The sequence below is a fragment of the Stenotrophomonas sp. 115C5 genome, from assembly GCF_056861055.1.
This window is the reverse complement of the sequence record NZ_JBSPUQ010000017.1, coordinates 70284-95467: the sequence shown is the minus strand read 5'-3', so window position 1 is coordinate 95467 and position 25184 is coordinate 70284. Positions and strand designations below refer to the sequence as shown.

The following is a 25184-nucleotide window of genomic DNA, read 5'->3' as shown; positions in this document are numbered from 1 at the left end:
TATTAACCCTCCACCACGAGGCCCATGGAACGGGCAGAGCCAGCGATGGTACGCACGGCGGCGTCCAGATCGGCGGCAGTCAGATCCGGTTCCTTCGCCTTGGCGATCTCTTCCAGCTGCTTACGGGTGACCTTGCCGACCTTCTCGGTGTTCGGGCGCTTGGAGCCCGACGAGATGCCAGCGGCCTTCTTCAGCAGTGTGGTGGCCGGGGTGCTCTTGGTGATGAAGGTGAACGTACGGTCCGAGTAGGCCGTGATGATCACCGGAACCGGAAGACCCGGCTCGAGCTTCTGCGTGGCAGCGTTGAACGCCTTGCAGAATTCCATGATGTTCAGACCGCGCTGACCCAGCGCAGGACCGACCGGCGGCGAGGGGTTGGCCTGACCGGCCTTCACCTGCAGCTTGATGTAACCGACAACTTTCTTTGCCATGTGAGTACTCTCCGGGTGCTAGCGCCTTTCGACAACAGGCTCCCCATCGGACCGGGAATCACGCGTCCCGGCATCGCGTTTTGAAATCATGCTGAAGGCCACCTTTCGGCGGCCTCGTCCTGCTGGCTTCCCAGCGGGGAGCCGCGCACTATATCAGGTTTTTTCTTCACATGCCTGAAGCGGCACGTAAACGGAAGAAACCGGGCAAGGCCCGGCTCCCTCTGTAGAGTCGAGCCATGCTCGACTACCACACCATCCAGACCCCGGAGTCGAGCATGGCTCGACTCTACAGGACAGGTCAGACGGCCTTTTCGACCTGGCCGAACTCGAGTTCGACCGGAGTGGCACGGCCGAAGATCAGCACCGAGACGCGCAGACGGCTCTTCTCGTAGTTGACCTCTTCGACGACGCCATTGAAATCGTTGAACGGGCCGTCGGTGACGCGGACCATCTGGCCCGGCTCGAACAGCACCTTCGGACGCGGCTTCTCGACACCTTCCTGAACGCGGTTCAGGATGGCTTCGGCCTCGGAATCGGCGATCGGCAGCGGACGGTCGGCGGTGCCGCCGATGAAGCCCATGACGCGCGGGGTTTCCTTGACCAGGTGCCAGCTTTCGTTGTCGATGCGCGGAATACCGGCTTCTTCGTGGGTCTCGATCTGGACCAGCACGTAACCCGGGAAGAACTTGCGTTCGGAGCGGCGCTTCTGGCCAGCGCGCATCTCGACCACTTCTTCGGTCGGGACCAGGACATCGCCGAAGCGCTCTTCCATGCCGTCACGGACGATGCGGTCGCGCAGAGCCTGCGCTACCGACTTCTCGAAGCCCGAATAGGCGTGAACGACGTACCAACGCTTCATGCAATTCTCCTTAGCGGCTCAGGAACAGCTGAATCAGCCACTGAATGACGTAATCGAACCCACCCAGCAGCAGGCTGAGAATGGTTACCACCACCATCACGACCCAGGTCATGCGGATGGCTTCCTGGCGCGTCGGCCAGACCACCTTGCGCAGTTCGAAGCGCGACTCGGAGAGGAATTCGCGGGTGTCGCGCCCCTTGCCGGTCAGCATGAACACGCCGATACCGCCAACCAGACCGACTACAACCGCCAACGCACGCAGCTGACCCGCCCACGCACCCAGCTGGGTGGCGCGACCGGAGTCGGCGGAGAACCAGAACCAGACGAACAGACCAGCCAGCACCAGCAGCGATGCGGCGACGTACTTGACGATATCCCCGCCATTGGCGGAGTTGTCCTTGGAGTGTTCGATCTTGCTATTCATCCGGCTGTGTCTGCTTTAGCGGCCCAGGCCGCTGGATAAGGTGGGCAGATGGCACGCCAGGAGGGACTCGAACCCCCAACCTGCGGTTTTGGAGACCGCTGCTCTGCCAATTGAGCTACTGGCGTACGTGTTGAAACTTGCCTTCCCTTAGACGGCGAAGGCGGACCGAGGTTCCCGGCCCGCCATTCGCGTAACCGGCGGCGCTATGCAACCACCGGTACTGCAGGCTTACTCGATGATCTTCGAGACCACGCCGGCGCCGACGGTACGGCCACCTTCGCGGATGGCGAAGCGCAGGCCTTCGTCCATTGCCACCGGGTTGATCAGGGTGACGACCATCTTGACGTTGTCACCCGGCATCACCATTTCGACGCCTTCCGGCAGAGCAGCTGCGCCGGTGATGTCGGTGGTACGGAAGTAGAACTGCGGACGGTAGCCGTTGAAGAACGGGGTGTGACGGCCGCCCTCGTCCTTCGACAGGACGTAGACTTCGCCTTCGAACTTGGTGTGCGGCTTGATCGAACCCGGCTTGGCCAGAACCTGGCCACGCTCGACATCGTCACGCTTGGTGCCGCGCAGCAGCAGGCCAGCGTTGTCGCCTGCCTGACCCTGGTCCAGCAGCTTGCGGAACATTTCAACGCCGGTCACGGTGGTCTTCTGCACCGGACGGATGCCGACGATTTCGATTTCGTCGCCAACCTTGATCACGCCGCGCTCGATACGACCGGTCACCACGGTGCCGCGGCCCGAGATCGAGAACACGTCTTCCACCGGCATCAGGAACGGCTTGTCGATCGCGCGCTCCGGCTCCGGAATCCAGCTGTCCAGGGCATCGACCAGCTTCAGGATGGCCGGCACGCCGATGTCGCTCTGGTCGCCTTCCAGCGCCAGACGGGCCGAACCGGCGATGATCGGGGTGTCGTCGCCCGGGAAGTCGTACTTGCTCAGCAGCTCGCGCACTTCCATCTCGACCAGCTCGAGCAGCTCGGCGTCGTCAACCATGTCGGCCTTGTTCAGGAACACGACGATGTACGGCACGCCGACCTGACGCGACAGCAGGATGTGCTCGCGGGTCTGCGGCATCGGGCCGTCAGCGGCCGAGCACACCAGGATCGCGCCGTCCATCTGGGCGGCACCGGTGATCATGTTCTTGACGTAGTCAGCGTGGCCCGGGCAATCGACGTGGGCGTAGTGACGGACCGGGGATTCGTATTCGACGTGCGCGGTCGAGATCGTGATACCACGAGCCTTTTCTTCCGGAGCGGCGTCGATCGAGGAGTAGTCCTTGAACTCGCCACCGAAGCGCTCGGCACCGATCTTGGTCAGTGCGGCGGTCAGCGTGGTCTTGCCGTGGTCGACGTGACCGATGGTGCCGACGTTGACGTGCGGCTTGGTGCGCTCGAACTTACCCTTGGCCATGGCTGCTTATCTCGAATTCGTCTGAGAGGTGATGCTTAAGATGGTGCTCACGAAAGGAATCGAACCTTCGACCTCTTCCTTACCAAGGAAGTGCTCTACCGACTGAGCTACGTGAGCCGAGTTTTGCATTATGACATGAACTCGATAATATTCAAAGTTCATTCAATGGAGCGGGAGACGGGAATCGAACCCGCACCATCAGCTTGGAAGGCTGAGGTTCTACCATTGAACTACTCCCGCGCCGGGAATGTCACAACGTGAAACTGGTGGAGGGAGGTGGATTCGAACCACCGAAGGCGTAAGCCAGCAGATTTACAGTCTGCCCCCGTTGGCCGCTTGGGTATCCCTCCTTACCACCCCATTCCGTTGCCGCCGAAGCGTTGCGGTGTGTGGTGGTGAGCCGCTTATTCTGCTGATGGGACGGGGGGCTGTCAACGCTTTTTTCCACTTTTTTCACACGCTGTCGCAAACCCATTGATACGCAAGGTTATTGCCCGGGGACCGGCAGGGTCTCGCTGGCGAAAATTGCGACATGAGGGACACCGTCGCCGCCAATCCAGCCCCGATACATGCCCTGGGTGTTGAACGGCGTGGCCATTTTTCCGTCTGCGGCGAGCACGATCGCACCACCGTCGCCGCCCATCTGTGGGATCGTCTCGTTGATCACGCCCTTGCCGGCCTGCTCCGGGCTCTGCCCCTGGTAACGCATGCGCGCGCAGATCTCGTGCGCGGCGGCAGTACGGATGTAGTACTCGCCCCAGCCGGTGCCAGACACCGCACATCGCGCGTCAGCCCAGGTACCGGCGCCGATGATCGGCGAATCACCCACGCGCCCATAGCGCTTGTTGGTCATGCCACCGGTGGAGGTACCGGCGGCCAGGTGCCCCTGTGCATCCAGTGCGACTGCACCGACGGTCCCGAAGTGCTTTGCGGTCTCCAGATCGGCATGCGCCTGGCCGCCGGCCTCTTCCTTCAGTGCACGCTGCAGCTGCTGCAAGCGCTTTTCCGTACGGAAATAGGAGGGATCGACCAGAGAAATGCCCTGCTCGACCGCGAAGGCTTCGGCGCCCTGCCCGACCATCATCACGTGCCTGGACTTCTGCATCACGGTCTGCGCCAGCAGGATCGGGTTGCGCACCCGCTGCACGCCCGCCACCGCGCCCGCCGCCTGGCTCGCGCCGTCCATGACGGCCGCATCCAGCTCGTTGTGGCCGTCGTGGGTGAACACCGCGCCCTTGCCTGCGTTGAAGGTGGGATCGTCCTCCAGCACGGTGATCGCGGCGGTGACCGCCGCGAGCGCCGGGCGACCCGCGGCCAGTTCGGCATGCCCCTTCAGCAGCGCCGCCCGCAGCGCGTCACGTGCGGCCTTTTCCTCAGCCGGCGACAGGTCCTTGCGCTCGACGCCGGCGCCGCCGTGGATGACCAGCAGCGGTGAAGCCGCCGGTGCGGCCTGGACAAGCGCGGGCAGGGACAACAGTGCGGACAGCGCCAGGCGCAGTTTCATCGGGTACGTCTCCAGCAGGTGGGCAAGGGAGGCATCATCGTAGAGCCGAGCCCATGCTCGGCTGATGCCTCGATTGAAAGGCAGCCGAGCGTGGGCTCGGCTCTACAGCATCCCATGCGTGGCCACAGGATCGCCGGGTCACTGGCGGATGACTTCGATCTCGCCGTCGCTGACGTCGGCCATGGCCTGGTAGTCGGCCTCGGCCTGGAAGTCATCCAGGCGCATGCGGCTGCCGCTGGCGACCACCGTTACCGGCACCGCGTGGAAGCGCAGCGGTTCACCTTCGACCAGGCGGTCGGCATCGCGGCCGGGGCTGACCACCCAGACCTTGCCCTCGCCGTCAGCACTGTAGACCTGTGCCTGGCCATCGGGCTCCACGCACAGGGCAGTGTCTTCGTCGACGCCGATGCCGACGATGTCGGGATCACCGCTGTCCTGGGCGGCGCGCGCTACGAACACGATCAGGCGGCCGAGCCGATCGCGCTTGTCGAAGTGGGTATCGGTAACAACGCGCTGCAGGTAGGGCATCTGCAGGAAGCCACTGTCCATGGTCACCGCACTGCCCATCGGGTCGGCCAGCGCACCGGCGGAGGTGATGCTGCCGCCGTCCATCGCGCCGTAGGCATAGCCACCGAGGATGGCGAGCCCAGCGCTGGTACCGGCAATCGGCTTGCCGGCGCGCACATGGGCGTTGAGCGCGCGGTTGAGCGCGGTGCCCTTCCAGAAGCGGATGTAGCGGGACTGGTCGCCGCCGGCGATGAAGATGGCATCGGCTGCAGCCACCACGCGCAGCACGGCCGGATCATCGGCACCACGGCGATTGTCGAACACCAGCGTCTGCACTGCGGCGGCCCCGCCGATCTCGCGATACAGGCGGTCCTGCAGTTCGTCACTGCCAGAAGCGCGCAGGATCAGCACGCGGCCATTGCCAGCCTGCTTCAGCCACCAATGGAAGGCCTCCGGCACCCATTCGCCGCCGCCCATCAGCATCATGGCCGGTGCCCGCGGGCCGGGTCTCGGCGCCTCCAGGTCACCCACTTCGTAATAGGCAAAGCCCGGCCCCTGCAGATCCTGCGCAACGGTCGCCAGCGGCCAGGCCAGGACCAGCAGTGCCAGCAGTGCCAGCCAGAGAAAGGGTCCGCGCAGGGGGCTGTGGAGGCGTCGCATCTTGATCTCCCTGAACAAAATCGACTTGCAAGCGTTTTCACTCTTTGCCAGATAGGGACCCAGTAGTCAAGGGCATGAAAAAGGCGTTAAATGCGCGCGCCCATTCCGGAAATCTGAATGGGGGACAGGGCCCCTCCTCTGCGGGCCGGCTTCATTTCCGAGAATTCCTCATGCGTAGAAAGGCGATGGCGTGGTCGATCCAGCTGGCGTTGATGGGCGTGGCTGCTTCCGCGGCGGCCCAGGCTCCGGCCTCCTCTTCGGTTCAACAACTGGATGCGGTGCAGGTCACCGGTTCGCGCATTCCGCGCGCCCAGGTGGAAGGCCCCGCCCCGATCACGGTGATCAGCGCCGAGCAGATCCGCTCCAGCGGCTTTACGACCGTGCCGGACGTGCTGCGCGCGATGACCCAGAACGGCGGTGAGACGCAGAGCCAGCAGTCTTCCAGCGGCGCCGACTTCTCGCCGGGCGCCCAGCAGGTGGACCTGCGCGGCCTGGGCCCGAACCACACGCTGGTGCTGGTCAATGGCCGCCGCATCGCCGACTTCCCGATGCCGTTCAAGGGCCGCAGCAACTTCACCGATGTCTCCAACATCCCGCTGGGCATGATCGAGCGCATCGAAGTGCTGACCGGCAGCGCCTCGGCCATCTACGGCTCGGACGCGATCGCCGGCGTGGTCAACTTCATCCTGAAGAAGAAGGCCGACGGCACCACGATCGACATGCGCATGGGCACCACCAGCGAAGGCGGTGGCGACTCGTTCGACATGAGCCTGGCCAGCGGTTTCAGCCGCGGCAATTTCAACGCGGTGTACAGCGTTGAGCTGCAGTCGCAGAGCCCCCTGTGGGCGTACGAGCGCGACATCCAGGATTCGACCCAGGACGGCCCCACCGAGGGCTCGCGCATCGCCCGCCGCGCTTACCTGCGTACGGACTACAACGACGACTACCTGGATCCGGGTACGGCCACCTGCGAAGCGCTGGCCGGGCAGAACCAGGGCAGCACCTACCGCGCCTACCGCCCGCGCTACGGCTACTACTGCGGCAGCGACAGCTCGATTGGCTACGGCACCATCCTCAGCAAGCGCCGCGGCGCCAATGGCTACGCCTCGCTGAGCTACGACTTCGACAACGGCCAGCAGTGGTTCGCCGATGTGCAGCTGGGCTATCACACGATGTCGCTGATGCGCGACGTCACCAAGTGGGGCCGCATGGACGCCAATGGCGATGAGTCGGGCTATTTCAACAACCAGGCCACCGGCGAGATCGAGTTCTGGCAGCGCCAGTTCTCCCCCGAGGAAATGGGTGGCCTGCGCAATGCGATGGTGCGCAGCACGCAGAAGACCTTCAGCGTGACTACCGGCTTCAAGGGCAATCTGGCCGGCAACTGGGACTACGAGGCAGCATTGAGCCATTCGCAGTACCAGTCGCGGATCAGCTGGGCACAGATCATCGCCGCCAAGGCCAATGACCTGTTCCTGGGCCCGCAGCTGGGCGTGGACGACGACGGTTTCCCGATCTACAACGCCGATCCGTCACGCCTGTACCGGCCACTGACCCGCGCCGAGTACGACTCGATCGCGGCGCGTACCACTTACACCCCGAAGTCGCGCACCGAGACCGCCGCGTTCACGCTGACCAATTCCGCGCTGTTCGGCCTGCCGGGCGGTGACGCCGGCTTCGCCGCGACCGTGGAAGTGGGCCAGCAGGCGTACTCACTGAATCCCGATCCGCTGGCGACCCAGTACTACTACTACAGCTGGAAGGATTCGGACGGCAACGGCTCGCGCAACCGCTGGGCCACGGCGGCCGAGCTGCGCATGCCGCTGCACGAGACGGTCAACCTGAGCGTGGCCGGCCGCTACGACCAGTACCGCTATTCGGGCCACACCATCGGCAAGGCTACGTGGAGCGGCGGCCTGGAATGGCGCCCGATCGACACCCTGCTGGTACGTGGTTCGTATGGCACCGCGTTCCGCGCACCGGACCTGCACTACGTGTTCGCCGGCCCGGGCAACGACGAGACCAGCGCCGTGGACCTGTACAGCTGCCGCGCCGACGATGCCGCCGACTGTTCCGACTACGAGCACAACCTGATCCGCAGCCGCACCGGCAACCGCCAGCTCGACCCGGAAACCAGCACCTCGTGGAGCGCCGGCTTCGTCTGGTCGCCGTCGATCGGCCTGGACCTGTCGGTGGACTGGTTCGACATCGACATGCGCAAGCAGGTGCAGGACATGGACGTGCGCACGATCCTGGCCAGCGAAGCGAACTGCCGCCTCGGCAGTGCCGACATCAACTCGCCGACCTGCGTGGACGCGCTCGACCGCATCACCCGCACCAGTGATGGCCGCCTGTACGGCGTGCGCGTCGCCCCGATCAACGTCGCCCGCGAATCGACCTCCGGCATCGACGTCGGCCTGCGCTACCGCCTGCAGACCGGCATCGGCGACTTCATCCTCAATGGCACCCACACCTGGGTGAAGAAGCACGATTTCCAGCGCTACCCCGGTGATCCGATCCAGGACCAGTTCGCGGTCAACAGCAACTTCGACATCCCGCGTACCAAGACCAGCCTGAGCGTGACCTGGGAGAAGGATGCGTGGTCGGCAACGGTCTATGGTTCGCGCCTGGGCAAGCTGCCGACCTCGGACAGCTACGACCAGGTATTCAAGTGGGACAGCGGTGACAGCCCGTACATCAAGGCGACCTACCGCTACAACGCGTCGCTGCAGTACCGCTTCGACGACCACGCGCGCCTGTCGCTGTCGGTGGTCAACGTGTTCAACAAGATGCCGCCGAAGGACGCGACGTACACCGCCTACCCGTACTACGACGTATCCTGGTTCGACAGCGTCGGCCGCACCATCAACCTGCAGTACACCCACAAGTTTGGTGGCAGCGCGTTGTAAGCGCGGTTACGCAGGACGTGGACGACGGGGCCCGCCATTGGCGGGCCTTGTTGTTTGCGGCGCTGGCTCGGGTTTTCCACACCCCACGTGGAAAGCGATGGGAACTAGGTGTGGACAAGTGGGTGGGAACATTGCACCGCAGGTGTTTCCACGCATGGTGTTTTTTTGTCCACGTCCCCGATTGTTTTCCACACAGCACGTGTAAAGCCATGGGAACTTGGTGTGGAAAAGTGGGCGCGAGCGTTGCAGCACAGGCGTTTCGAAGCGTGGTGAAATTTTATCCACGTCGCGCGGGCAAGCACCTGTAGAGCCGAGCCCATGCTCGGCTCCGGCTGGCATCAGCCGAGCATGGGCTCGGCTCTACAGGACGTCGCATGGTTTTCCACACCAGGCGTGGAAAGCGATGGGAGTTTGCTGTGGACAAGTGCCGGCGAACATCACGCCGCAAGCGTTTCACAACCTGGTGTTTTTTTGTCCATCACCGGAAACGCGAACGCCCCGCACAAGGCGGGGCGTCCGGGGTCGATCCGATGCCGCTGGATCAGACGTTGAAGCGGAAGTGCAGGATGTCGCCTTCCTGCACGCGGTACTCCTTGCCTTCCAGGCGCAGGCGGCCGGCTTCCTTGGCACCGGCTTCGCCCTTGTACTTGATGAAGTCGTCGTACGCGATGGTTTCGGCGCGGATGAAGCCTTTCTCGAAGTCGGTGTGGATGACCGCGGCGGCCTGCGGGGCGGTGGCGCCCTTGCGCACGGTCCACGCACGGACTTCCTTCACGCCAGCGGTGAAGTAGGTCTGCAGGCCGAGCAGGCTGTAGGCGGCGTTGATCACGCGGTTCAGGCCCGGCTCGCTCAGGCCGAGGTCGGCCAGGAAGGTATCGCGGTCTTCGTCATCGAGCTGGGACAGCTCTTCTTCGATCGCAGCCGACACCGGCACCACCTGCGCGCCTTCAGCGGCGGCATGCGCGCGCACGGCTTCCAGGTGCGGGTTGTTCTCGAAACCGTCTTCCAGCACGTTGGCGATGTACATCACCGGCTTCAGGGTCAGCAGGAACAGATCGCGGACCAGCGCCTTCTCTTCCTCGTCCAGGCCCACCGAGCGGCCAGCCTTGCCGTCGGACAGCGCGGCCTGCAGCTTGGCCAGCACCGGCTTGCGCGCCGCTGCGTCCTTGTCACCGCCCTTGGCCGCGCGCTCGGCACGGTTCAGCGCCTTCTCGACGCTGTCCAGGTCGGCCAGCGCCAGCTCGGTGTCGATGGTTTCGATGTCCGAGATCGGGTCGACCTTGCCGGCCACGTGCACGATGTCGCCGTGCTCGAAGCAGCGCACCACGTGGGTGATCGCATCGACTTCGCGGATGTGCGCCAGGAACTTGTTACCCAGGCCTTCACCGCTGGCGGCACCGGCTACCAGGCCGGCGATGTCGACGAACTCGACCGCGGTCGGGATGACCTTCTGCGGGTTGATGATCGCTGCCAGCTCGTTCAGGCGCGGATCCGGCACCGGCACGATGCCGACGTTCGGCTCGATGGTGCAGAACGGGAAGTTCGCCGCGGCGATACCCGCCTTGGTCAGCGCATTGAACAGGGTCGACTTGCCGACGTTGGGCAGGCCGACGATGCCGCATTTGATACCCATGGGTGACAGCTCTCTGGGGTGAAAGTGATTGGGAAAGCAGCGGCATGGGCGCTGCTTTTCCAATCATTCTCCGTACCGACCAACGGTCGGTACCTACCGTTTATTTCGGGGTGTGCAGCCGCTTCATCGCTTCGCTGAAATCGCCCTGCACCGCCAGCGGCATCACGTCGATCGCATCGTCGATGGCACGCGCGATCAGCACGTCGTCGTCCTTGGACGGGCGGCCAAGCACCCAACCCACCACGCGGTCCTTGTGGCCGGGATGGCCGATGCCCACGCGCAGGCGATGGAACTTGCCGTGACCGAGCAAGCGGATGGTGTCACGCAGGCCGTTCTGGCCACCGTGGCCACCGTCGAACTTCAGCCGCGCCACACCAGGCGCCAGGTCCAGTTCGTCATGGGCCAGCAGGGTCTCTTCCGGTTCGATCTTCCAGAACCGCTGCGCGGCGGTGACCGACTTGCCGCTGAGGTTCATGAAGGTGGCGGGCTTGAGCAGCCACACCGTCTGCCCGGCGATCTCGACCTTGGCGGTCTCGCCGAACAGTTTGCTGTCCACATTCCATCGTGCACCGGCTTTTTCAGCCAGGGCCTCAACGAAATGAAACCCGGCATTGTGCCGGGTCCGGGCGTGTTCCGATCCGGGGTTGCCCAGACCGACGATCAGTCGCAGTCCTGCCATGGTTCCTTCCAATACGGTGCCTGCCCGGAGGCAGGCACCGTAGCGGTATTACTCGGCGGCAGCCGCTTCTTCGTCAGCCGCGTCGGCCTTGCCGGCCTTGGCGGTGACGATGGCGTCGTCGTGGTCCTTGCCCAGCGCCAGGGCCGGGATTTCCACGCCCTTCGGCAGCTTGATGTTGGACAGGTACACCACGTCACCGGCCTTCAGCTCGCCCAGGTCGACTTCGATCGACTCCGGCAGGTCCTTCGGCAGGCAGGTGATGGTCACTTCCTTCAGTTCGTGGGTGACCACGACGTCGGCAGCCTTGCCAGCCGGCGAGGTGTCTTCGTTGATGAAGTGCAGCGGGACCGAAGCGGTCAGGGCTTCGTTCTCGTTCACGCGCTGGAAGTCCAGGTGCATGATCAGCTGCTTGTACGGGTGGCGCTGCATGTCACGCAGCAGGACCTTCTGCACCTGGCCGTCCAGGTTCAGGTCCAGGATCGAGGCATAGAACCACTCGTTCTGCTGGGCCAGCCAGATTTCGTTGTGGTCCAGGCTGATGGCGACCGGCTCGGCGTTGCCGCCGTACACGATGGCCGGGATCACACCAGCGTGACGCAGGCGGCGGCTCGCACCCTTACGCTGCAGTTCACGCTTGGTGACCTTGATTTCATGGGTCTTCGACATTTTCGACTACTCAGGTTGTTGCCCTGCCTTGCGGCCTGGCGGTTGAAGATGCTTCCGCGACCAGAAGCACCCGGGGTATGTCCCCGCCGTTGCCGGCAGGGACGAAAAACTCAGTCGACGTACAGCGAGCTGACCGACTCGCCGAAGGCGATGCGGCGCATCGTTTCGGCCAGCATTTCCGCCACGCTCAGCTGGCGGATCTTGCTGCACACCCGCGCGGCGTCCTTCAGCGGGATGGTGTCGGTCACCACCAGCTCGTCGAGCTGGGAATTGGTGATGTTGTCCACCGCCGGGCCCGACAGCACCGCGTGGGTGCAGTAGGCGGCGACCTTGAGCGCACCGCGCGCCTTCAGGGCAGCGGCAGCGGCGCACAGGGTGCCGGCGGTATCGACGATGTCATCGACCATCACGCAGGTCTTGCCTTCGACGTCACCGATGATGTTCATCACGGTGGAGACGTTGGCGCGCGGGCGGCGCTTGTCGATGATCGCCAGGTCGGCGTCATCCAGGCGCTTGGCCACCGCACGGGCGCGGACCACACCACCCACGTCCGGCGACACAACGATCAGGTTCTCGGTGCCGTAGGCGCGCCAGATGTCGGCCAGCAGCAGCGGGGACGCATACACGTTGTCCACCGGAATATCGAAGAAGCCCTGGATCTGGTCGGCGTGCAGGTCGACGGTCAGCACGCGATCAGCGCCAGCGGTGCTGAACATCTTCGCCGCCAGCTTGGCGGTGATCGGCACGCGCGAGGAACGCATGCGGCGATCCTGGCGCGAGTAGCCGAAGTACGGCACCACGGCGGTCACGCTGGCCACCGATGCGCGCTTGAGCGCGTCGATCAGCACCAGCAGTTCCATCAGGTTTTCCGCGCTCGGCGCACAGGTCGGCTGGATCACGAACACGTCCTGCTTGCGGACGTTCTCTTCGATTTCCACCTGCACTTCACCATCGGAGAAGTGCGAGACCAGCGCCTTGCCCGGGCGAACCCCCAGTTCCTTGCAGATGTTCTGCGCCAGACGTTTGTTGGCGTTGCCGGAAAAGACCAGCAGGTTCGGGGACTCTTGCATCATGATTGTCTCGGGCGGGGACGAGTGGCGGGGATCCGGAGTCGGCAAGGACCCTGATGGACCCTTGCTGCTGACAACACCGCGGTTGTTTCCACGTCCCGCGCAGGCGATGCGCTGGAAGGCGCGGACACAGCCGCTATTGGCAGGGGCGGTAGGATTCGAACCTACGAATGCCAGGATCAAAACCTGGTGCCTTGGGCCTCTTGGCGACGCCCCTGCAGTGATAAATCAGTGTTGCTCGAGTGCATCCAGCAGTGGCGAACGCGCAACGCCCGCTGCCACCCTTGCCCGCAACTCCTTCGGCAACTTCGACCGTCCCTGCTCTGCGGCAGACTGCGATGCGAACTCGACGAAACAACCACTTCCCGAACCGGTCAGCCGCGCCGTGCCGATGTCGCTCAACGCGGCGAACGCTGCCTCGACGGCAGGCTCACGGCGGCGCAGCACCGGTTCGAACGCGTTCCCGACCAGGGTCCCGGAAGCGAAGTCCTCTATTTTCGCCACTGGGCTGTCGCGCGTCAAATCCGGGTCTGCGAACAGGGCCGGGGTGGGAACATGAACGCCCGGTTCGACCACCACGTACCAGGCCGGGGCCAGGGTGATCGGCTGCAGGCGCTCGCCCACGCCTTCGGCCCAGGCATTGCGGCCGCGCACGAACACCGGCACGTCCGCGCCCAGGCGCAGGCCCAGCGCGGCCAGCGCATCCTCGTCCAGACCTGCCCGCCAGAGCCGGTTCAGCACCACCAGCACGGTGGCGGCATCGGAGGAACCGCCGCCAAAGCCACCGCCGGCAGAAACGTGCTTTTCGACGATGATGTCGGCGCCTTGCGCGCTATTGGCCGCGTCTTTCAGAAGTCGCGCGGCGCGTACCGCCAGATCATCCGCCTCGGCAACGCCGGCCAGCCCCTCGCCCTCACGACGCACCTGCCCGTCTTCACGCAGGCGCAGACCAATGCGGTCGCCCCAGTCCAGCAGGCGGAACACGGTCTGCAGCTCGTGGTAGCCGTCGGCGCGGCGGCCGGTGATGTGCAGGAACAGGTTCAGCTTGGCCGGGGCCGGCCACCAGGACCAGCCCGCGTCATCGTGCCCGGCGCTCATGGGGCGCCCTGCCCCCACTGGTCCACCAGCAGGCGCACCTTGGCGTCGCCATTGCTGGCCTCGATCCGGCGCGGCAGCGCCGGGCGCCCTGCCTCGGCGGGATACCAGTCCAGGTACTGCACTTGCCAGCCCATCTGCTGCATACGGCGCGGCCGGCCTTCACCGTCGCGCTCGACCTTCTCCGGACCGGCAGCATCGCCGGCCACCAGGCCACGGATCCACTGCGGCAGCTGGTTGACCGGGATGTCCCAGCCGGTCGCCTCCAGCAGCAGCTGCTGGGCGTCCTCGCCGTCACGCGGCCCGCCGGCCAGTCCCTCAAGGCGACCGGCTTCGGAATGGGTATCGCCGGTCAGCTTCCAGCTCTGCCGGGTCACCGGCGCGCTCAGCTCGACCACATAGCGGCGCCCCTCCTGCTTCCAGTCGATGCGTCCGCTGCCGCCGTCCTTGCCCTTGCTGACCGCGACCCGGCCCTGGAAAGCCCAGTCCGGCTGTGCCTGCAGCGCGGCCACGCGCGCCGCCTCGGCCTGCGCGGCTTCGGCGGAAACGGTCTCGACCACCGCCGGTGGCGGGGTCTTCTGCGTGCCCACGCTGGTACAGGCGGTCACCGCCAGGGTCACGGCCGCCAACAGCAACGGCCGGATCAGGGAAACACTCATGGATTGAATTTCTCGCGGGCGCGCAGCAGCGCGCGGTTTTCAGGATCGAGCTTGGCCGCTTCTTCAAAGAAGTGGCGGGCCTCGTCATGCTTGCCCAGCACCCACAGCACTTCGCCGACATGGGCGGCGATCTCCGGGTCCTTGGCCAGGGTCCAGGCACGACGCAGCTGCACCAGCGCCTCTTCCTTGCGGCCCAGGCGATACAGCACCCAGCCATAGCTGTCGACGATGGCGGCGTTGTCCGGCTCAGCCACGCGGGCGCGGTCGATCAGCTCCAGTGCTTCCTGCAGGCGGCCGGTGCGATCGGCCAGGGTGTAACCCAGCGCGTTCAAAGCCGGCACGTTCTCCGGATCGGTCACCAGGATCTTGCGCAGATCGGCCTCGGCGCGCGGGATGTCATCGCGGCGTTCCCAGGTGAGCGCACGGGCGTACAGCAGGCCGTTGTCATCCGGGTAAGCGGCCAGGCCGCGGGCCAGCGCATCCAGTTCACCGAAACTGTCGTCGGCGCGCTGGCGCAGTTCCGCTTCCAGCAGGTAGGCGTCGCGGCGCACATCGTCGTCGACCACCGCATCGGACTGGATCGCGTGCACTTCATCCAGCGCCAGCGGCAGGCGCCCGGCCAGGGCCTGGGCGTTGGCCGCGCGCAGGCGCGCTTCGCTCAGCTCATCGCCACCGGGCACGCTGTGATACCACTGCACCGCCTCGGGATAACGCTTCAGGTACTCGGCGATCTTGCCCAGCAGCAGGCGCTGCGCCGGGTCCGGCTTGGCCGCCTGCCGCGACAGTTCATTGTAGAGGTTGGACAGCGCGGCCTTGTCGCCCTGCTTGGCCAGCAGCGAAGCGCGCATGCCCCAAGTCTGCACGTCCTGCGGGCCGAACGCCAGCACGCGCTCGGCGGCGGCGGGCTGGCCGAGGCTGTCATAGGCGATGGCCACGGCATTGCGCAGTTCTGGGTCCTGGCGGGTTTTCGGCTCCACGTCGTGCAGCAGCGACAACGCCTTGCCGGTCTCGCCCGCCTGCTGCAGCTGGCTGGCACGCAGCAACGCCACACGCGGTTCTTCAGGGAAGCGCTTGACCACTTCATCGATCATGCGCCGTGCCAGGTCGGGCTTGTCCATGCGCAGGGCAAGGCGACCGAACTCCTGCCAGGCTTCGATCTTCGGTGGAATGGCGTTGGCGTCGACCAGCTCACCCAGCACCTGCGCGGGCACCGCCGGATCGCGGCCGCCACCGATCAGGGCGGCCAGGGCAAACTTCCAGCCGCGCTCGTCGGGGTCGGCCAGCAGGCCCTGCAGTTCGGTGCGGGCAGCCTTCACATCGCCCTGACGCATGGCCAGCGCACCGGCCGCACTGCGCATGGTCAATGAGCGCGGGGCCCGCTGTTGCCACAGGGCCAGGCCCTTGGCGGCGCTGGCATCATCGTTGGCGAGCATGGAAATGCGGGTCGCACGCTCGGCCAGGCCGGCGTCGCCGTCGGTCTGCTGGGCCGCCTGCAGGTACCAGCGCGCGGCCTCGGCCAGCTTGCCGGCCTGCAGGGCGAACTCACCGGCCATCACCGGTTCCAGCGCCAGTTCCTCAGTGGCCGGGGCCCTTGCAGGGGCCTTGGCCGGCACCGCCGCCAGGGCCTGGCTGCAGGCCAGGGACAGCAGCAGAACACTGGGGATGCGAATCAATGCGGGCATCGTCGGCATCGGGGCCTTAAAATGTCGTCCAATGGCCAGCAGCTTATCGCAAGCAACTGAACAATGACCCTGTGGGTGCTCGGACTGAATCACCAGACCGCACCGGTGGAGCTGCGCGAGCGCGCGGCCTTCGCCGGTGAGGCGTTGCCGCGCGCGCTCGGTTCGCTGCGCGATACTCCGCAGATCGCCGAGGCGGTGCTGCTGTCCACCTGCAACCGCACCGAGCTGTATGCCGTGGCCGATTCGGCACAGGCGCTGGACCAGTGGCTGCACACCCAGGCCGGCGACCTGCAGGGCTACCTGTACCAGCACGCCGATGCCGAGGCCGTGCGCCACCTGTTCCGGGTCGCCACCGGCCTGGACTCGATGGTGCTGGGTGAGCCGCAGATCCTCGGCCAGGTGAAGGATGCCTGGTCGACCGCGCGCGACCACGGCCTGCTCGGCCAGCGCCTGGACCGCCTGTTCCAGCAGACCTTCTCGGTGGCCAAGCGTGCGCGCACCGATACCCAGGTCGGCGCCAACCCGGTATCGGTGGCGTCGGCCGCGGTGCGCCTGGCGCAGAACGCGTTCGCCCGGCTGGACGACTCCACCGTGCTGCTGGTCGGTGCCGGCGAGACCATCGAACTGGCTGCACGGCACCTGAGCGAAGGCAAGGTACGCCGGCTGCTGATCGCCAACCGCACCCTCGCCCACGCGCAGGAACTTGCCAGCCGCCATGGCGGCGTGGCCCTGCCGCTGACCGAACTGGACCGCCACCTGGGCGAGGCCGACGTGGTGTTTTCGGCCACCGCTGCGCGCGAACCGGTGATCCATCGCGAGATGGTGGCCAAGGCCCTGCGCGCGCGCCGGCACAAGCCGATGCTGCTGTTCGACCTGGCCGTACCGCGCGACATCGAGGCAGAGGTCGGCACGCTCAACGACGCCTTCCTCTACACCGTGGACGATCTCGAGCGCGCGGTGGAAGACAACCGCCGTGGCCGCCGCGAGGCCGCCGCCGAAGCCGAGGCGATCATCGACCTGCAGGTGTCGCGCTTCGTCGAGACCCAGCAGGCCAGCGCCCACCAGGCGCCGCTGCGGCAGCTGCGCGCGTTCGGCGAAGCCACCCGTGCCGAGCTGCTGGAGCGCGCACGCCAGCAACTGGCCAACGGCAAGCCGGCCGATGAAGTGCTGGAACTGCTTGCCCACGGCCTGACCAACCGCCTGCTGCATCCGCCGACCGCCGCCCTGCGTGCGGCCGCGCTGAGTGGCGATGCCGACCTGACCCGCGCCGCCGAGCGCCTGTTCCCGGCCACGCCGGGTTACCGCCACCCACCCGTGAGACCCGATGACGCCGACCCTGCGCCGTAAGCTGGAAGCGCTGGCCGAGCGCCGCGAAGAACTGGAACGCCTGCTCGCCGAACCCGATGTGGTCGCCGACAACACTCGTTTCCGCGACCTTTCGCGCGAATTCGCCCAACTTGAACCGATCGCCATCGCCCTGGCTGATGAAGCCCGTGCCAAGGCCGATCTGGCAGCCGCCGAAGGCATGCGCGCCGACCCCGACCTGCGCGAGCTGGCCGATGAGGAAATCGCTGCTGCGCAGGCGCGCCTGCAGGAACTGGAGCAGGAGCTGGCGCTGCTGCTGGTGCCGCGCGACCCGCGTGACGAAGGCAACCTGTTCCTGGAAGTGCGCGCGGGTACCGGCGGTGACGAAGCAGCGATCTTCGCCGGCGACCTGTTCCGCATGTATGCCCGCTATGCCGAGCGCCAGGGCTGGAAGGTCGAGATCGAATCGGACAGTCCGGGCGAGCACGGTGGCTACAAGGAAGTGGTGGCGCGCGTGGTCGGCCGTGGCGCGTTCTCGCGCCTGAAGTTCGAATCGGGTACGCATCGCGTGCAGCGCGTGCCGGCCACCGAATCGCAGGGCCGCATCCACACCTCGGCGGCCACCGTAGCGATCATTCCCGAGGCCGATGAGGTCGATGACATCGTCATCAACCCGGCCGACCTGAAGGTGGATACGTTCCGCTCGTCCGGCGCCGGTGGCCAGCACGTGAACAAGACCGAATCGGCCATCCGCATCACCCATGTGCCAACCGGCGTGGTGGTGGAATGCCAGACCGAACGCAGCCAGCACGCCAACCGCGACAAGGCGATGAAGCGCCTGAAAGCACAGCTGCTGGACGCCGAGCGCCAGCGCCAGGACGCGGCGCAGGCCGAATCGCGGCGCCTGCAGGTCGGCAGCGGCGACCGCAGCCAGCGCATCCGCACCTACAACTTCCCGCAGGGCCGGATCACCGACCACCGCGTGGAAGGCCTGACGCTGTACGACCTGCCCAACGTACTGGCCGGCGACCTCGATCCGCTGCTGCAGCGGCTCAGCCACGAGCACCAGGTGGACGCTCTGGCCCAGCTGTCGGCGGGCTGAGCACGATGACGGCCTGGCAGCAGCGACAGCACCTGCAACAGGCGATTGCACGCCAGCCCGGCGATTTCGTCGCCTGGGTGATGCTGGCCGACCTGGAACTGGAAGCCGGCGACATTGCCGCCGGCGAGCAGGCGGCGCGGCGCGCGCTGCAGCTGCGCCCGAATCACCCTGAAGCACTGGCACGGTTGGGTCGCGTGGCCTGGATGGCCGGCGCGCATGCCGACGCGGCGAAGCTGCTCGGCCAGGCCTCGGCGCTGGCCCCACAGCACCCCGGCATCGCGTTGTGGCTGGGCCATGCGCTGGAAGATGCCGATGATGCCGAAGGCGCGGCGGCGGCCTATCGCCGTGCACATGCGCTGATGCCGGACGAACCCTATATCGCCGCGCAGCGCCTGGCCTGGCAGCGTCGCCTGTGCGACTGGCAGGACGTGGATGCGCTGGCCACACAGGTGCGTGGCGCCCTGGCCGCCGGGCAAGGCGTGGTCGAACCATTCGCGTTCCTCAGCGAGGATGCCAGCGCGGCCGAACAGCTGGCCTGCGCGCGTGCACGCGCCGCAGTGGTTGCTTCGGGGGTGCGTCCCCTTCCTGCCGTGAAGGTGCGCGGGCACGGCCCCTTGCGCGTCGGTTTCCTTTCCAATGGTTTTGGCGCCCATCCCACCGGGCTGCTGACCGTGGCCCTGTTCGAGCAGTTGCGTCATGACCCGGCGTTGCAGCTGCATCTGTTCGCGTTGAACCACGATGATGGCAGCCGCATCCGCCAGCGCCTGCAGGCAGCCACACAGCTGCATGATGTGGCCGGGCTGCGCCATGCAGACACTGCCGCGCGCATCCGCGCACAGGGCATTGACCAGTTGTTCGACCTGCGCGGCTGGGGCGGCGGCGGCACGCCGGAAGTGCTGGCGATGCGCCCTGCCCCGCTGCAGTTGAACTGGCTGGCCTATCCCGGCACATCAGGCGCGCATTGGATGGATGCCGTGGTCGCCGACGACTTCGTGCTGCCGGCATCGCTGGAATCGCAGTTCAGCGAACGCGTCCTGCGCCTGCCACGTGCCTTCCAGCCCTCGGACAACACCCGCATCCTGGCGCCAGCACCCTCCCGCGCCGAGTGCGGCCTACCCGAACACGGCGTGGTGTTCTGCTGCTTCAACAACAGCTACAAGCTCAACCCGCGCAGCATGGGCCGTGCCTTCGCAGTGCTGCAGGCGGTGCCAGGCAGCGTGCTGTGGCTGCTGTCCGGGCCCGGCCAGGCCGATGCGCGCCTGCGTGCCGCCGCACAGACCGCAGGCCTGGACCCGGCGCGCCTGGTGTTCACGGCCAAGCTGCCGCATCCTCAGTACCTGGCCCGTTATCAGCTGGCCGACCTGTTCCTGGACACGCATCCGTACAACGCCCACACCACCGCCTCCGATGCACTGTGGGCCGGCTGCCCGGTGCTGACCTGCCCCGGCGACACCTTCGCCGCGCGCGTGGCCGGCAGCCTCAACCACCACCTGGCTCTGGCACGGATGAATGTCGCCGACGATGCCGGGTTCATCGCCACCGCCAGCGCGCTGGGCAACGATCCGGCAGCACTGGCGGCGTTGCGCGCTGAACTGGCACGGGCACGCGAAGACAGCGGCCTGTTCGACATGGCCGGATTTGCCCACGACCTTTCGGCGCTGCTGCAGCATCTGGCGGGCGAACAGGGCTGGCAGGGCCTCGACATCACCTGAGCGATCCCTGCGCTACGCTCGGGCTTCCTCCCCGCGTGGTGTGACGATGGCCAAGCTCAAGCGCAAGGACTACGACGAACTGCTGCTGCCTTTGCAGCTGGAACTGACCGCGATGGCGCGCTGGGTGCAGCACAGCGGGCAACGCCTGCTGGTGCTGTTCGAGGGACGTGATACCGCAGGCAAAGGCGGCGCGATCCAGGCCATCAGCCAGCACCTCAACCCGCGCCAATGCCGGGTGGTGGCGCTGCCCAAGCCCACCGACCGCGAAGCCACGCAGTGGTACTTCCAGCGCTACGCCTCGCACTTGCCCGCCGCCGGCGAGATCGTGCTGATGGACCGCAGCTGGTACAACCGCGCAGGCGTCGAGCGGGTGATGGGCTATTGCAGCGAAACCGAGTACCAGCAGTTCCTGCATCAGGCGCCGGTGTTCGAACAGCTGCTGGTGGACGACGGCATCCTGCTGTTCAAGTACTGGCTGTGCGTGGACCAGGAGCAGCAGGAAAAGCGCTTCGCCGAGCGCCACCTCGATCCGCTGAAGGGCTGGAAGCTCTCTCCGGTGGACCTTAAATCACGCAGCAAGTACAGCGCTTACACCGAGGCCCGCGAGGCAATGCTGCGCGCGACGCATCGTGAGGCGGCGCCGTGGACGCTGGTGGATTTCAACGACCAGCGGCTGGGCCGGCTGACCCTGGTGCGCAACCTGCTGGACCGGCTGCCGGATACGCGCGTGGACGCGCCTTTGCCGGAGCTGCCGAAGCTGAAGGGCAAGCTGCATCGCGAGCACTACGATGTGCTGAAGCCGATCGAGGATTTCCCGGTCGAGGAATAGGGTGGGTCGGCAGGGCCTGCGGCCCTGCACCTGCAGAGGCAACGGCAACAGCCGGCTCTGGGAGTTTTGCTTGTTGGCTGGGGTGATGTGGGTTGGCAGGACACGCCGTAAACCCATCCATGGGGGCTCGATGGCGCCATCCATGGCGCCAACGGTCCTGCCCACCCACACCGCCCCATCCCCGACAGATTTCCGGTGACGGAGGTAGATCCACGCCATGCGTGGATGAATCTCCATTGAAATCGAATACTTCAACAATTGAACGAAGAGCATCCACGCATGGCGTGGATCCACGTGTCGACCAAGGTCGACACCCACCAACAGCCGCAGAAATCTGTCAGAGGCGGGGCGGTGTCGGAGTGCGGGGTGTCAGCCGCATGGATGCGGCTGCCAAGCCTACATGGACGTACTTGCGGCGTCCCCGCACTCCGACACCGCCCCGCCACAACACGGAAATCGCACTTTGGCAGTTGCTGTTGCCGTTGCTTGAAAGTTTCGGCGGGTGCAGGGCGCAGCCCTGCCGATACCCAACCTACTTGGCAGCAGCGATCTGCTTTTCGATGTCGGCGGCCGTCACCGGGCCGAGGAAGCTGTGCGCCAGCTTGCCTTGCGGATCGATGAGATGCGTCAACGGCAGACCGCGCGGCGTGGCGAAATCCGCCGGCGGATCGAACGGGTCCACGATCACGATCGGATAGGTCACCGGATGCTTGGTCAGGAACGACTGCATCTCCGGCACCTCGATGTCTTCATAGGCCAGGCCGACCACTTCGATGTTGCTGCGCATCGCATGCAGCGCCGAAAGCTCCGGCATTTCCTTGCGGCACGGTGCACACCAGGTCGCCCAGAAATTCACCACCACCCACTTGCCACGATGCGCAGCCAGGTCGTAGTCGCTGCCATCCACTGCCTTCATCTTCAGCGTCGGGAACTCGGCGGTGATGCGTTCGGCCGGGGTCTCTTCGACCGGCGCCGGTGCGGTCGGCGTCGGGGCCTGTGCCGGTGGCTGGCTGCTGGCGGGGGTCGGCTCCTGGGCCGGCTTGCAGGCCGACAGCGCCAGCAGCAGGGCCAGCGGGAGCAGCAACGGGGTCTTGCGGGTCATGGCATGTCTCCGGAATCGGTGTAGATATCGCTGACCTTGCGCTTGAGGCGTTCGCGCAGGGGCAGCCGCAGATCGTCCAGTGCCGCCAGCGCAGCACGGCCCAGTGTGTCGTCGCGGTATGGCAGATGCTGCTCGGCTACCGGGATGCGCAGCTGGGTGCATTCGTACAGATCGGCCAGGCTCACCTGGTCCAGGTCGCGCGAGAGCAGCCATTCGCCGCGTTCATCGCGGCGCAACAGGCCGATTTCCTGCAGGTTGCAGGCCAGGTCCTGCAGCAGCGAATCGGTCAGCATCGGCTCCAGACGCAGGATTTCATCGTCGGCCAGGCCCTTGCCCTTGGCACGTGCATGGTGGAAGCGGCCGAGCAGGCGCAGCAGGCCATAGAACTCGTAGCCCTGCGGCAGGCGCAGTTCCACCGGCTGGTAGCGGAAGGCGGCCATCGACGAGGACAGCGACGCGCCCAGCAGCACCGCCACCCAGCACAGGTAGATCCACAGCAGCAGGATCGGCACGAAGGCGACGGTGCCGTAGAGCTTCTGGTAGGACTGGAAACTACCCAGATAGGCGCCAATGCCCCACTTCACCAGTTCCAGGATGACCGCCGCGAGAATCGCGCCGGGTACCGCGTGCCGCCATTTCACGGTGTGGTGCGGCACCACCCGGAACATCAGCGTGATGCAGACGAACTCGATCAGGATCGGCGCCAGCCGCAGTGCGAACTCGGCCAGCCAGCGACCTTCCTGGGTCCCGAACAGTGGCATCGCGAACACCCGCGCCGACACCGCCAGCGAAGCGGCAGCGAGCATCGCGCCCAGGGTCAGCACGGTCCAGTAGACCAGGAAGCGGGTCAGCTTGGGCCGGGTCGAACCGACCCGCCAGATCTGGTTGAAGGTTTCTTCAACGCTGTTGAGGGTGATCAGCAGTGATACCACCAGCGCGATGAAGCCGGCGGCGGTGAGCTGGCCGGCACTGGCCGAGAACTGCCGCAGGTAGCCCTCCGCCGCACGCGCGGCGTTGGGCACGAAGTTGGAGAAGACGTAATCGCTGAGCTGGTCGCTCCAGCGGTCGAAGACGGGGAAGGCCGAGAGCACGCCGAACACCACGATGGCCAGCGGCACCAGCGCGAACACCGTGGTGTACGCCAGCGCCGCCGCTGCCTGGAACAGGCGGTCGTCGAGGAAGCGATGCCACAGGAAGCGGCCGAAACTGATGGCCCGTGCGCGATCCCGCGCGCGCTCCATCCACAGGTTGAGCGTATCCAAAGGTTCCATCGGCGAAAGGGTACCCGATGCGGAATGCTCGCAGGATAGCCATACTGGTGGCCACACGACGAGGAGAAGCGGGCACGATGGGCGAGATTCTGGTGCTGTACTACAGCCGGGGCGGTTCGGTGGCACGGCTGGCGCGCCAGATCGCGCGGGGCATCGGCGAAGTGCCGGGCATGACCGCGCGCCTGCGCACGGTGCCGCCGGTGGCTGCGGTGACCCAGACCGCGCAGCCGCCGGTACCCGACGATGGCGCCCCCTACGCGAGCGTGCAGGACCTGGTCGAATGCCAGGGCCTGCTGCTCGGCAGCCCCACCCGCTTCGGCAACATGGCGGCCCCGGTGAAGCACTTCCTCGACGGGCTGGGCGCCGAATGGGTCAACGGCACCCTCTCCGGCAAGCCGGCCGGCGTGTTCACCTCCACCGCCTCGATGCATGGCGGGCAGGAATCGACTCTGCTGTCGATGCAGGTGCCACTGCTGCACCATGGCTGCGTGATCGTCGGCATCCCGTTCACCGAGCCGGCGCTGAGCCACACCACCAGTGGCGGCACGCCCTATGGCGCCAGCCACGTCGCCGGTGCCGCCGACGACCCGCAGCCGACCGACGACGAGGCGGTGCTGGCGCGTGCGCTGGGCCACCGGGTGGCCGACATCGCGCAGCGGCTGGCCCGATGAGCGCCGCGCCGCGCACGGTCCTGCTGCTGGCCCTGATGGGGCTGGCCGCGCTGTTCGCCGGCTGGTTCATCAATGACAAGCACTGGCTGGCCACCCAGCTGGTGTTTACCGCGCCGCCACTGGCACTGGCCATCACACTGCGCCTGGGCTGGCGCAAGGCGGGTTTCTGGGCCTCGGTGCTGGCGCTGGGCTGGTTCAGCCACGGCGTGATGAGCGCCTGGAGCCATCCGGAGACGCGCTGGCTGGCGCTGATCGAGATCGCGCTGGCCCTGCTGGTGATCTTCAGCGCCAGCCTGCCAGGGCTGCGCGCCCGCTTCGGCAAGCGACGCTGACGCTGCGCCCGCCGGGCCGTATCATCTGTGTTCCTGGCCCCGCGCCGCTGTACCTGTCCTGGTTTCGCGCATGCACATGATGGAAGAGCTCCTGGTCGTCACCACCGGTGGCACGATCGACAAGATCTACTTCGACGACAAGTCGGACTACCAGATCGGCGACCCCCAGATCGGCATGATCCTGCGCGAGCTGGGCGTGACGTTCCGCTTCAACGTGATTCCGATCCTGCGCAAGGATTCGCTGCACATCAACGATGAAGACCGCGAACTGATCCGCGCCACCATCGCCGCGCAGCCGACCCGGCACGTGCTGGTGACCCATGGCACCGATTCGATGGTGCAGACCGGCAAGGTGCTGGCGACGATCCCGGACAAGACTATCGTGATGACCGGCGCGCTGAGCCCGGCGCGTTTCCGCGGTTCGGATGCGGAGTTCAACATCGGCTGTGCGATCGGTGCGGTGCAGTCGCTGCCGACCGGCGTGTACATCGCCATGAACGGGCGGATCTTCGATCCGCAGCACGTGCGCAAGAACGTAGCGGCGAACCGCTTCGAATCGGTTTGAGGAACGGCGTGCCGACCAAGGTCGGCACGCACCACCGCGCGGCCCCATGCAAAAACGCCCCGGCCTAAGCCGGGGCGTGCCCATGGAGAGGGACTTGG

23 protein-coding genes and 5 tRNA genes are annotated in these 25184 nt (G+C 66.2%); 8 read left to right on the top strand and 20 right to left on the bottom strand.

Annotated elements, in window-relative coordinates; all coding sequences use genetic code 11:
- Positions 1–2: 2 nt before the first annotated feature.
- From rplK to AC13FN_RS17545, 10 genes are all read right to left on the bottom strand, one after another.
- The gene (rplK, locus tag AC13FN_RS17590) at positions 3–431 is read right to left on the bottom strand and encodes a 50S ribosomal protein L11 (protein WP_004145248.1); all 429 of its coding nucleotides are present in this window, start codon (positions 429–431) and stop codon (positions 3–5) included.
- A gap of 298 nt (positions 432–729) precedes the next feature.
- A complete protein-coding gene (nusG, locus tag AC13FN_RS17585) occupies positions 730–1290 on the bottom strand; it encodes a transcription termination/antitermination protein NusG (RefSeq protein WP_004154362.1) in 561 nt (186 codons plus the stop codon).
- A gap of 10 nt (positions 1291–1300) precedes the next feature.
- On the bottom strand, positions 1301–1714 hold the full coding sequence (gene secE / locus AC13FN_RS17580; protein WP_010480389.1) for a preprotein translocase subunit SecE: 414 nt from the start codon (positions 1712–1714) through the stop codon (positions 1301–1303).
- Positions 1715–1763: 49 nt separating this feature from the next.
- Positions 1764–1839, bottom strand: a tRNA-Trp gene (locus AC13FN_RS17575).
- A 103-nt stretch (positions 1840–1942) separates the two neighbouring features.
- The gene (gene tuf, locus AC13FN_RS17570; RefSeq protein ID WP_004154360.1) at positions 1943–3133 is read right to left on the bottom strand and encodes an elongation factor Tu; all 1191 of its coding nucleotides are present in this window, start codon (positions 3131–3133) and stop codon (positions 1943–1945) included.
- A 41-nt stretch (positions 3134–3174) separates the two neighbouring features.
- A tRNA-Thr gene (locus tag AC13FN_RS17565) sits at positions 3175–3250 on the bottom strand.
- A 49-nt stretch (positions 3251–3299) separates the two neighbouring features.
- Positions 3300–3373: transfer RNA gene (locus AC13FN_RS17560), tRNA-Gly, on the bottom strand.
- A gap of 24 nt (positions 3374–3397) precedes the next feature.
- Positions 3398–3483: transfer RNA gene (locus tag AC13FN_RS17555), tRNA-Tyr, on the bottom strand.
- 137 nt (positions 3484–3620) lie between these two features.
- Complete coding sequence (locus tag AC13FN_RS17550; protein WP_482985124.1) at positions 3621–4637, bottom strand: isoaspartyl peptidase/L-asparaginase family protein; 1017 nt, start codon at positions 4635–4637, stop codon at positions 3621–3623.
- A gap of 138 nt (positions 4638–4775) precedes the next feature.
- Positions 4776–5804: a cyanophycinase gene (locus tag AC13FN_RS17545; protein WP_482985123.1), complete on the bottom strand. Its 1029-nt coding sequence runs from the start codon at positions 5802–5804 to the stop codon at positions 4776–4778.
- 170 nt (positions 5805–5974) lie between these two features.
- On the opposite strand from AC13FN_RS17545, the gene AC13FN_RS17540 reads away from it, so the two are divergent.
- Complete coding sequence (locus AC13FN_RS17540) at positions 5975–8713, top strand: TonB-dependent receptor plug domain-containing protein (RefSeq protein WP_054171079.1); 2739 nt, start codon at positions 5975–5977, stop codon at positions 8711–8713.
- A gap of 541 nt (positions 8714–9254) precedes the next feature.
- On the opposite strand, the gene ychF is transcribed toward AC13FN_RS17540, so the two are convergent.
- The 8 genes from ychF to AC13FN_RS17500 form a co-directional block, all read right to left on the bottom strand.
- Positions 9255–10346: a redox-regulated ATPase YchF gene (gene ychF / locus AC13FN_RS17535; RefSeq protein WP_100471380.1), complete on the bottom strand. Its 1092-nt coding sequence runs from the start codon at positions 10344–10346 to the stop codon at positions 9255–9257.
- A 100-nt stretch (positions 10347–10446) separates the two neighbouring features.
- Positions 10447–11025, bottom strand: coding sequence for an aminoacyl-tRNA hydrolase (gene pth, locus AC13FN_RS17530; protein ID WP_008268208.1), 579 nt, complete (start codon positions 11023–11025; stop codon positions 10447–10449).
- Between the two features lie 48 nt (positions 11026–11073).
- On the bottom strand, positions 11074–11691 hold the full coding sequence (locus AC13FN_RS17525) for a 50S ribosomal protein L25/general stress protein Ctc (RefSeq protein WP_014036085.1): 618 nt from the start codon (positions 11689–11691) through the stop codon (positions 11074–11076).
- Positions 11692–11801: 110 nt separating this feature from the next.
- Positions 11802–12761, bottom strand: a complete 960-nt coding sequence (locus AC13FN_RS17520) for a ribose-phosphate diphosphokinase (protein WP_005415400.1) — start codon at positions 12759–12761, stop codon at positions 11802–11804.
- 140 nt (positions 12762–12901) lie between these two features.
- Positions 12902–12978 (bottom strand) — tRNA-Gln (locus AC13FN_RS17515).
- A gap of 11 nt (positions 12979–12989) precedes the next feature.
- Entirely contained in the window at positions 12990–13859 is an 870-nt protein-coding gene (gene ispE / locus AC13FN_RS17510; RefSeq protein WP_197644437.1) for a 4-(cytidine 5'-diphospho)-2-C-methyl-D-erythritol kinase, read from the bottom strand.
- The gene (lolB, locus tag AC13FN_RS17505; protein WP_482985122.1) at positions 13856–14515 is read right to left on the bottom strand and encodes a lipoprotein insertase outer membrane protein LolB; all 660 of its coding nucleotides are present in this window, start codon (positions 14513–14515) and stop codon (positions 13856–13858) included. Before lolB ends, ispE begins: the two co-directional genes overlap by 4 nt.
- Entirely contained in the window at positions 14512–16197 is a 1686-nt protein-coding gene (locus tag AC13FN_RS17500; protein WP_482985121.1) for a tetratricopeptide repeat protein, read from the bottom strand. Before AC13FN_RS17500 ends, lolB begins: the two co-directional genes overlap by 4 nt.
- 63 nt (positions 16198–16260) lie before the next feature.
- On the opposite strand from AC13FN_RS17500, the gene hemA reads away from it, so the two are divergent.
- From hemA to ppk2, 4 genes are read left to right on the top strand one after another with little or no spacing between them, the layout of a single operon-like run.
- Positions 16261–17544, top strand: coding sequence for a glutamyl-tRNA reductase (gene hemA / locus AC13FN_RS17495; protein WP_010481752.1), 1284 nt, complete (start codon positions 16261–16263; stop codon positions 17542–17544).
- On the top strand, positions 17522–18604 hold the full coding sequence (gene prfA / locus AC13FN_RS17490) for a peptide chain release factor 1 (RefSeq protein WP_010481754.1): 1083 nt from the start codon (positions 17522–17524) through the stop codon (positions 18602–18604). The genes hemA and prfA overlap by 23 nt, the downstream gene beginning before the upstream one ends.
- 5 nt (positions 18605–18609) lie before the next feature.
- Positions 18610–20316, top strand: a complete 1707-nt coding sequence (locus AC13FN_RS17485; RefSeq protein WP_482985120.1) for an O-linked N-acetylglucosamine transferase, SPINDLY family protein — start codon at positions 18610–18612, stop codon at positions 20314–20316.
- A gap of 46 nt (positions 20317–20362) precedes the next feature.
- Complete coding sequence (gene ppk2 / locus AC13FN_RS17480) at positions 20363–21145, top strand: polyphosphate kinase 2 (protein WP_019338137.1); 783 nt, start codon at positions 20363–20365, stop codon at positions 21143–21145.
- 532 nt (positions 21146–21677) lie between these two features.
- Here the strand turns inward: ppk2 and AC13FN_RS17475 are convergent.
- Positions 21678–22247 carry a TlpA family protein disulfide reductase gene (locus tag AC13FN_RS17475; protein ID WP_054171071.1) on the bottom strand — a complete coding sequence of 190 codons (570 nt, stop codon included), beginning with the start codon at positions 22245–22247 and terminating at the stop codon, positions 21678–21680.
- A complete protein-coding gene (locus AC13FN_RS17470) occupies positions 22244–23518 on the bottom strand; it encodes a YihY family inner membrane protein (RefSeq protein ID WP_032130426.1) in 1275 nt (424 codons plus the stop codon). The genes AC13FN_RS17475 and AC13FN_RS17470 overlap by 4 nt, the downstream gene beginning before the upstream one ends.
- A 77-nt stretch (positions 23519–23595) precedes the next feature.
- Here AC13FN_RS17470 and wrbA point away from each other — a divergent pair, with 77 nt between their 5' ends.
- The 3 genes from wrbA to AC13FN_RS17455 all read left to right on the top strand — a co-directional run bounded on the left by wrbA (position 23596) and on the right by AC13FN_RS17455 (position 25086).
- Complete coding sequence (wrbA, locus tag AC13FN_RS17465) at positions 23596–24189, top strand: NAD(P)H:quinone oxidoreductase (protein ID WP_482985119.1); 594 nt, start codon at positions 23596–23598, stop codon at positions 24187–24189.
- Positions 24186–24521 (top strand): DUF2069 domain-containing protein, encoded by a 336-nt coding sequence (locus AC13FN_RS17460; protein WP_329924205.1) that lies wholly within the window; start codon positions 24186–24188, stop codon positions 24519–24521. The genes wrbA and AC13FN_RS17460 overlap by 4 nt, the downstream gene beginning before the upstream one ends.
- Positions 24522–24600: 79 nt before the next feature.
- Positions 24601–25086: an asparaginase domain-containing protein gene (locus tag AC13FN_RS17455; protein WP_040009892.1), complete on the top strand. Its 486-nt coding sequence runs from the start codon at positions 24601–24603 to the stop codon at positions 25084–25086.
- The last annotated feature ends 98 nt before the right edge of the window (positions 25087–25184 follow it).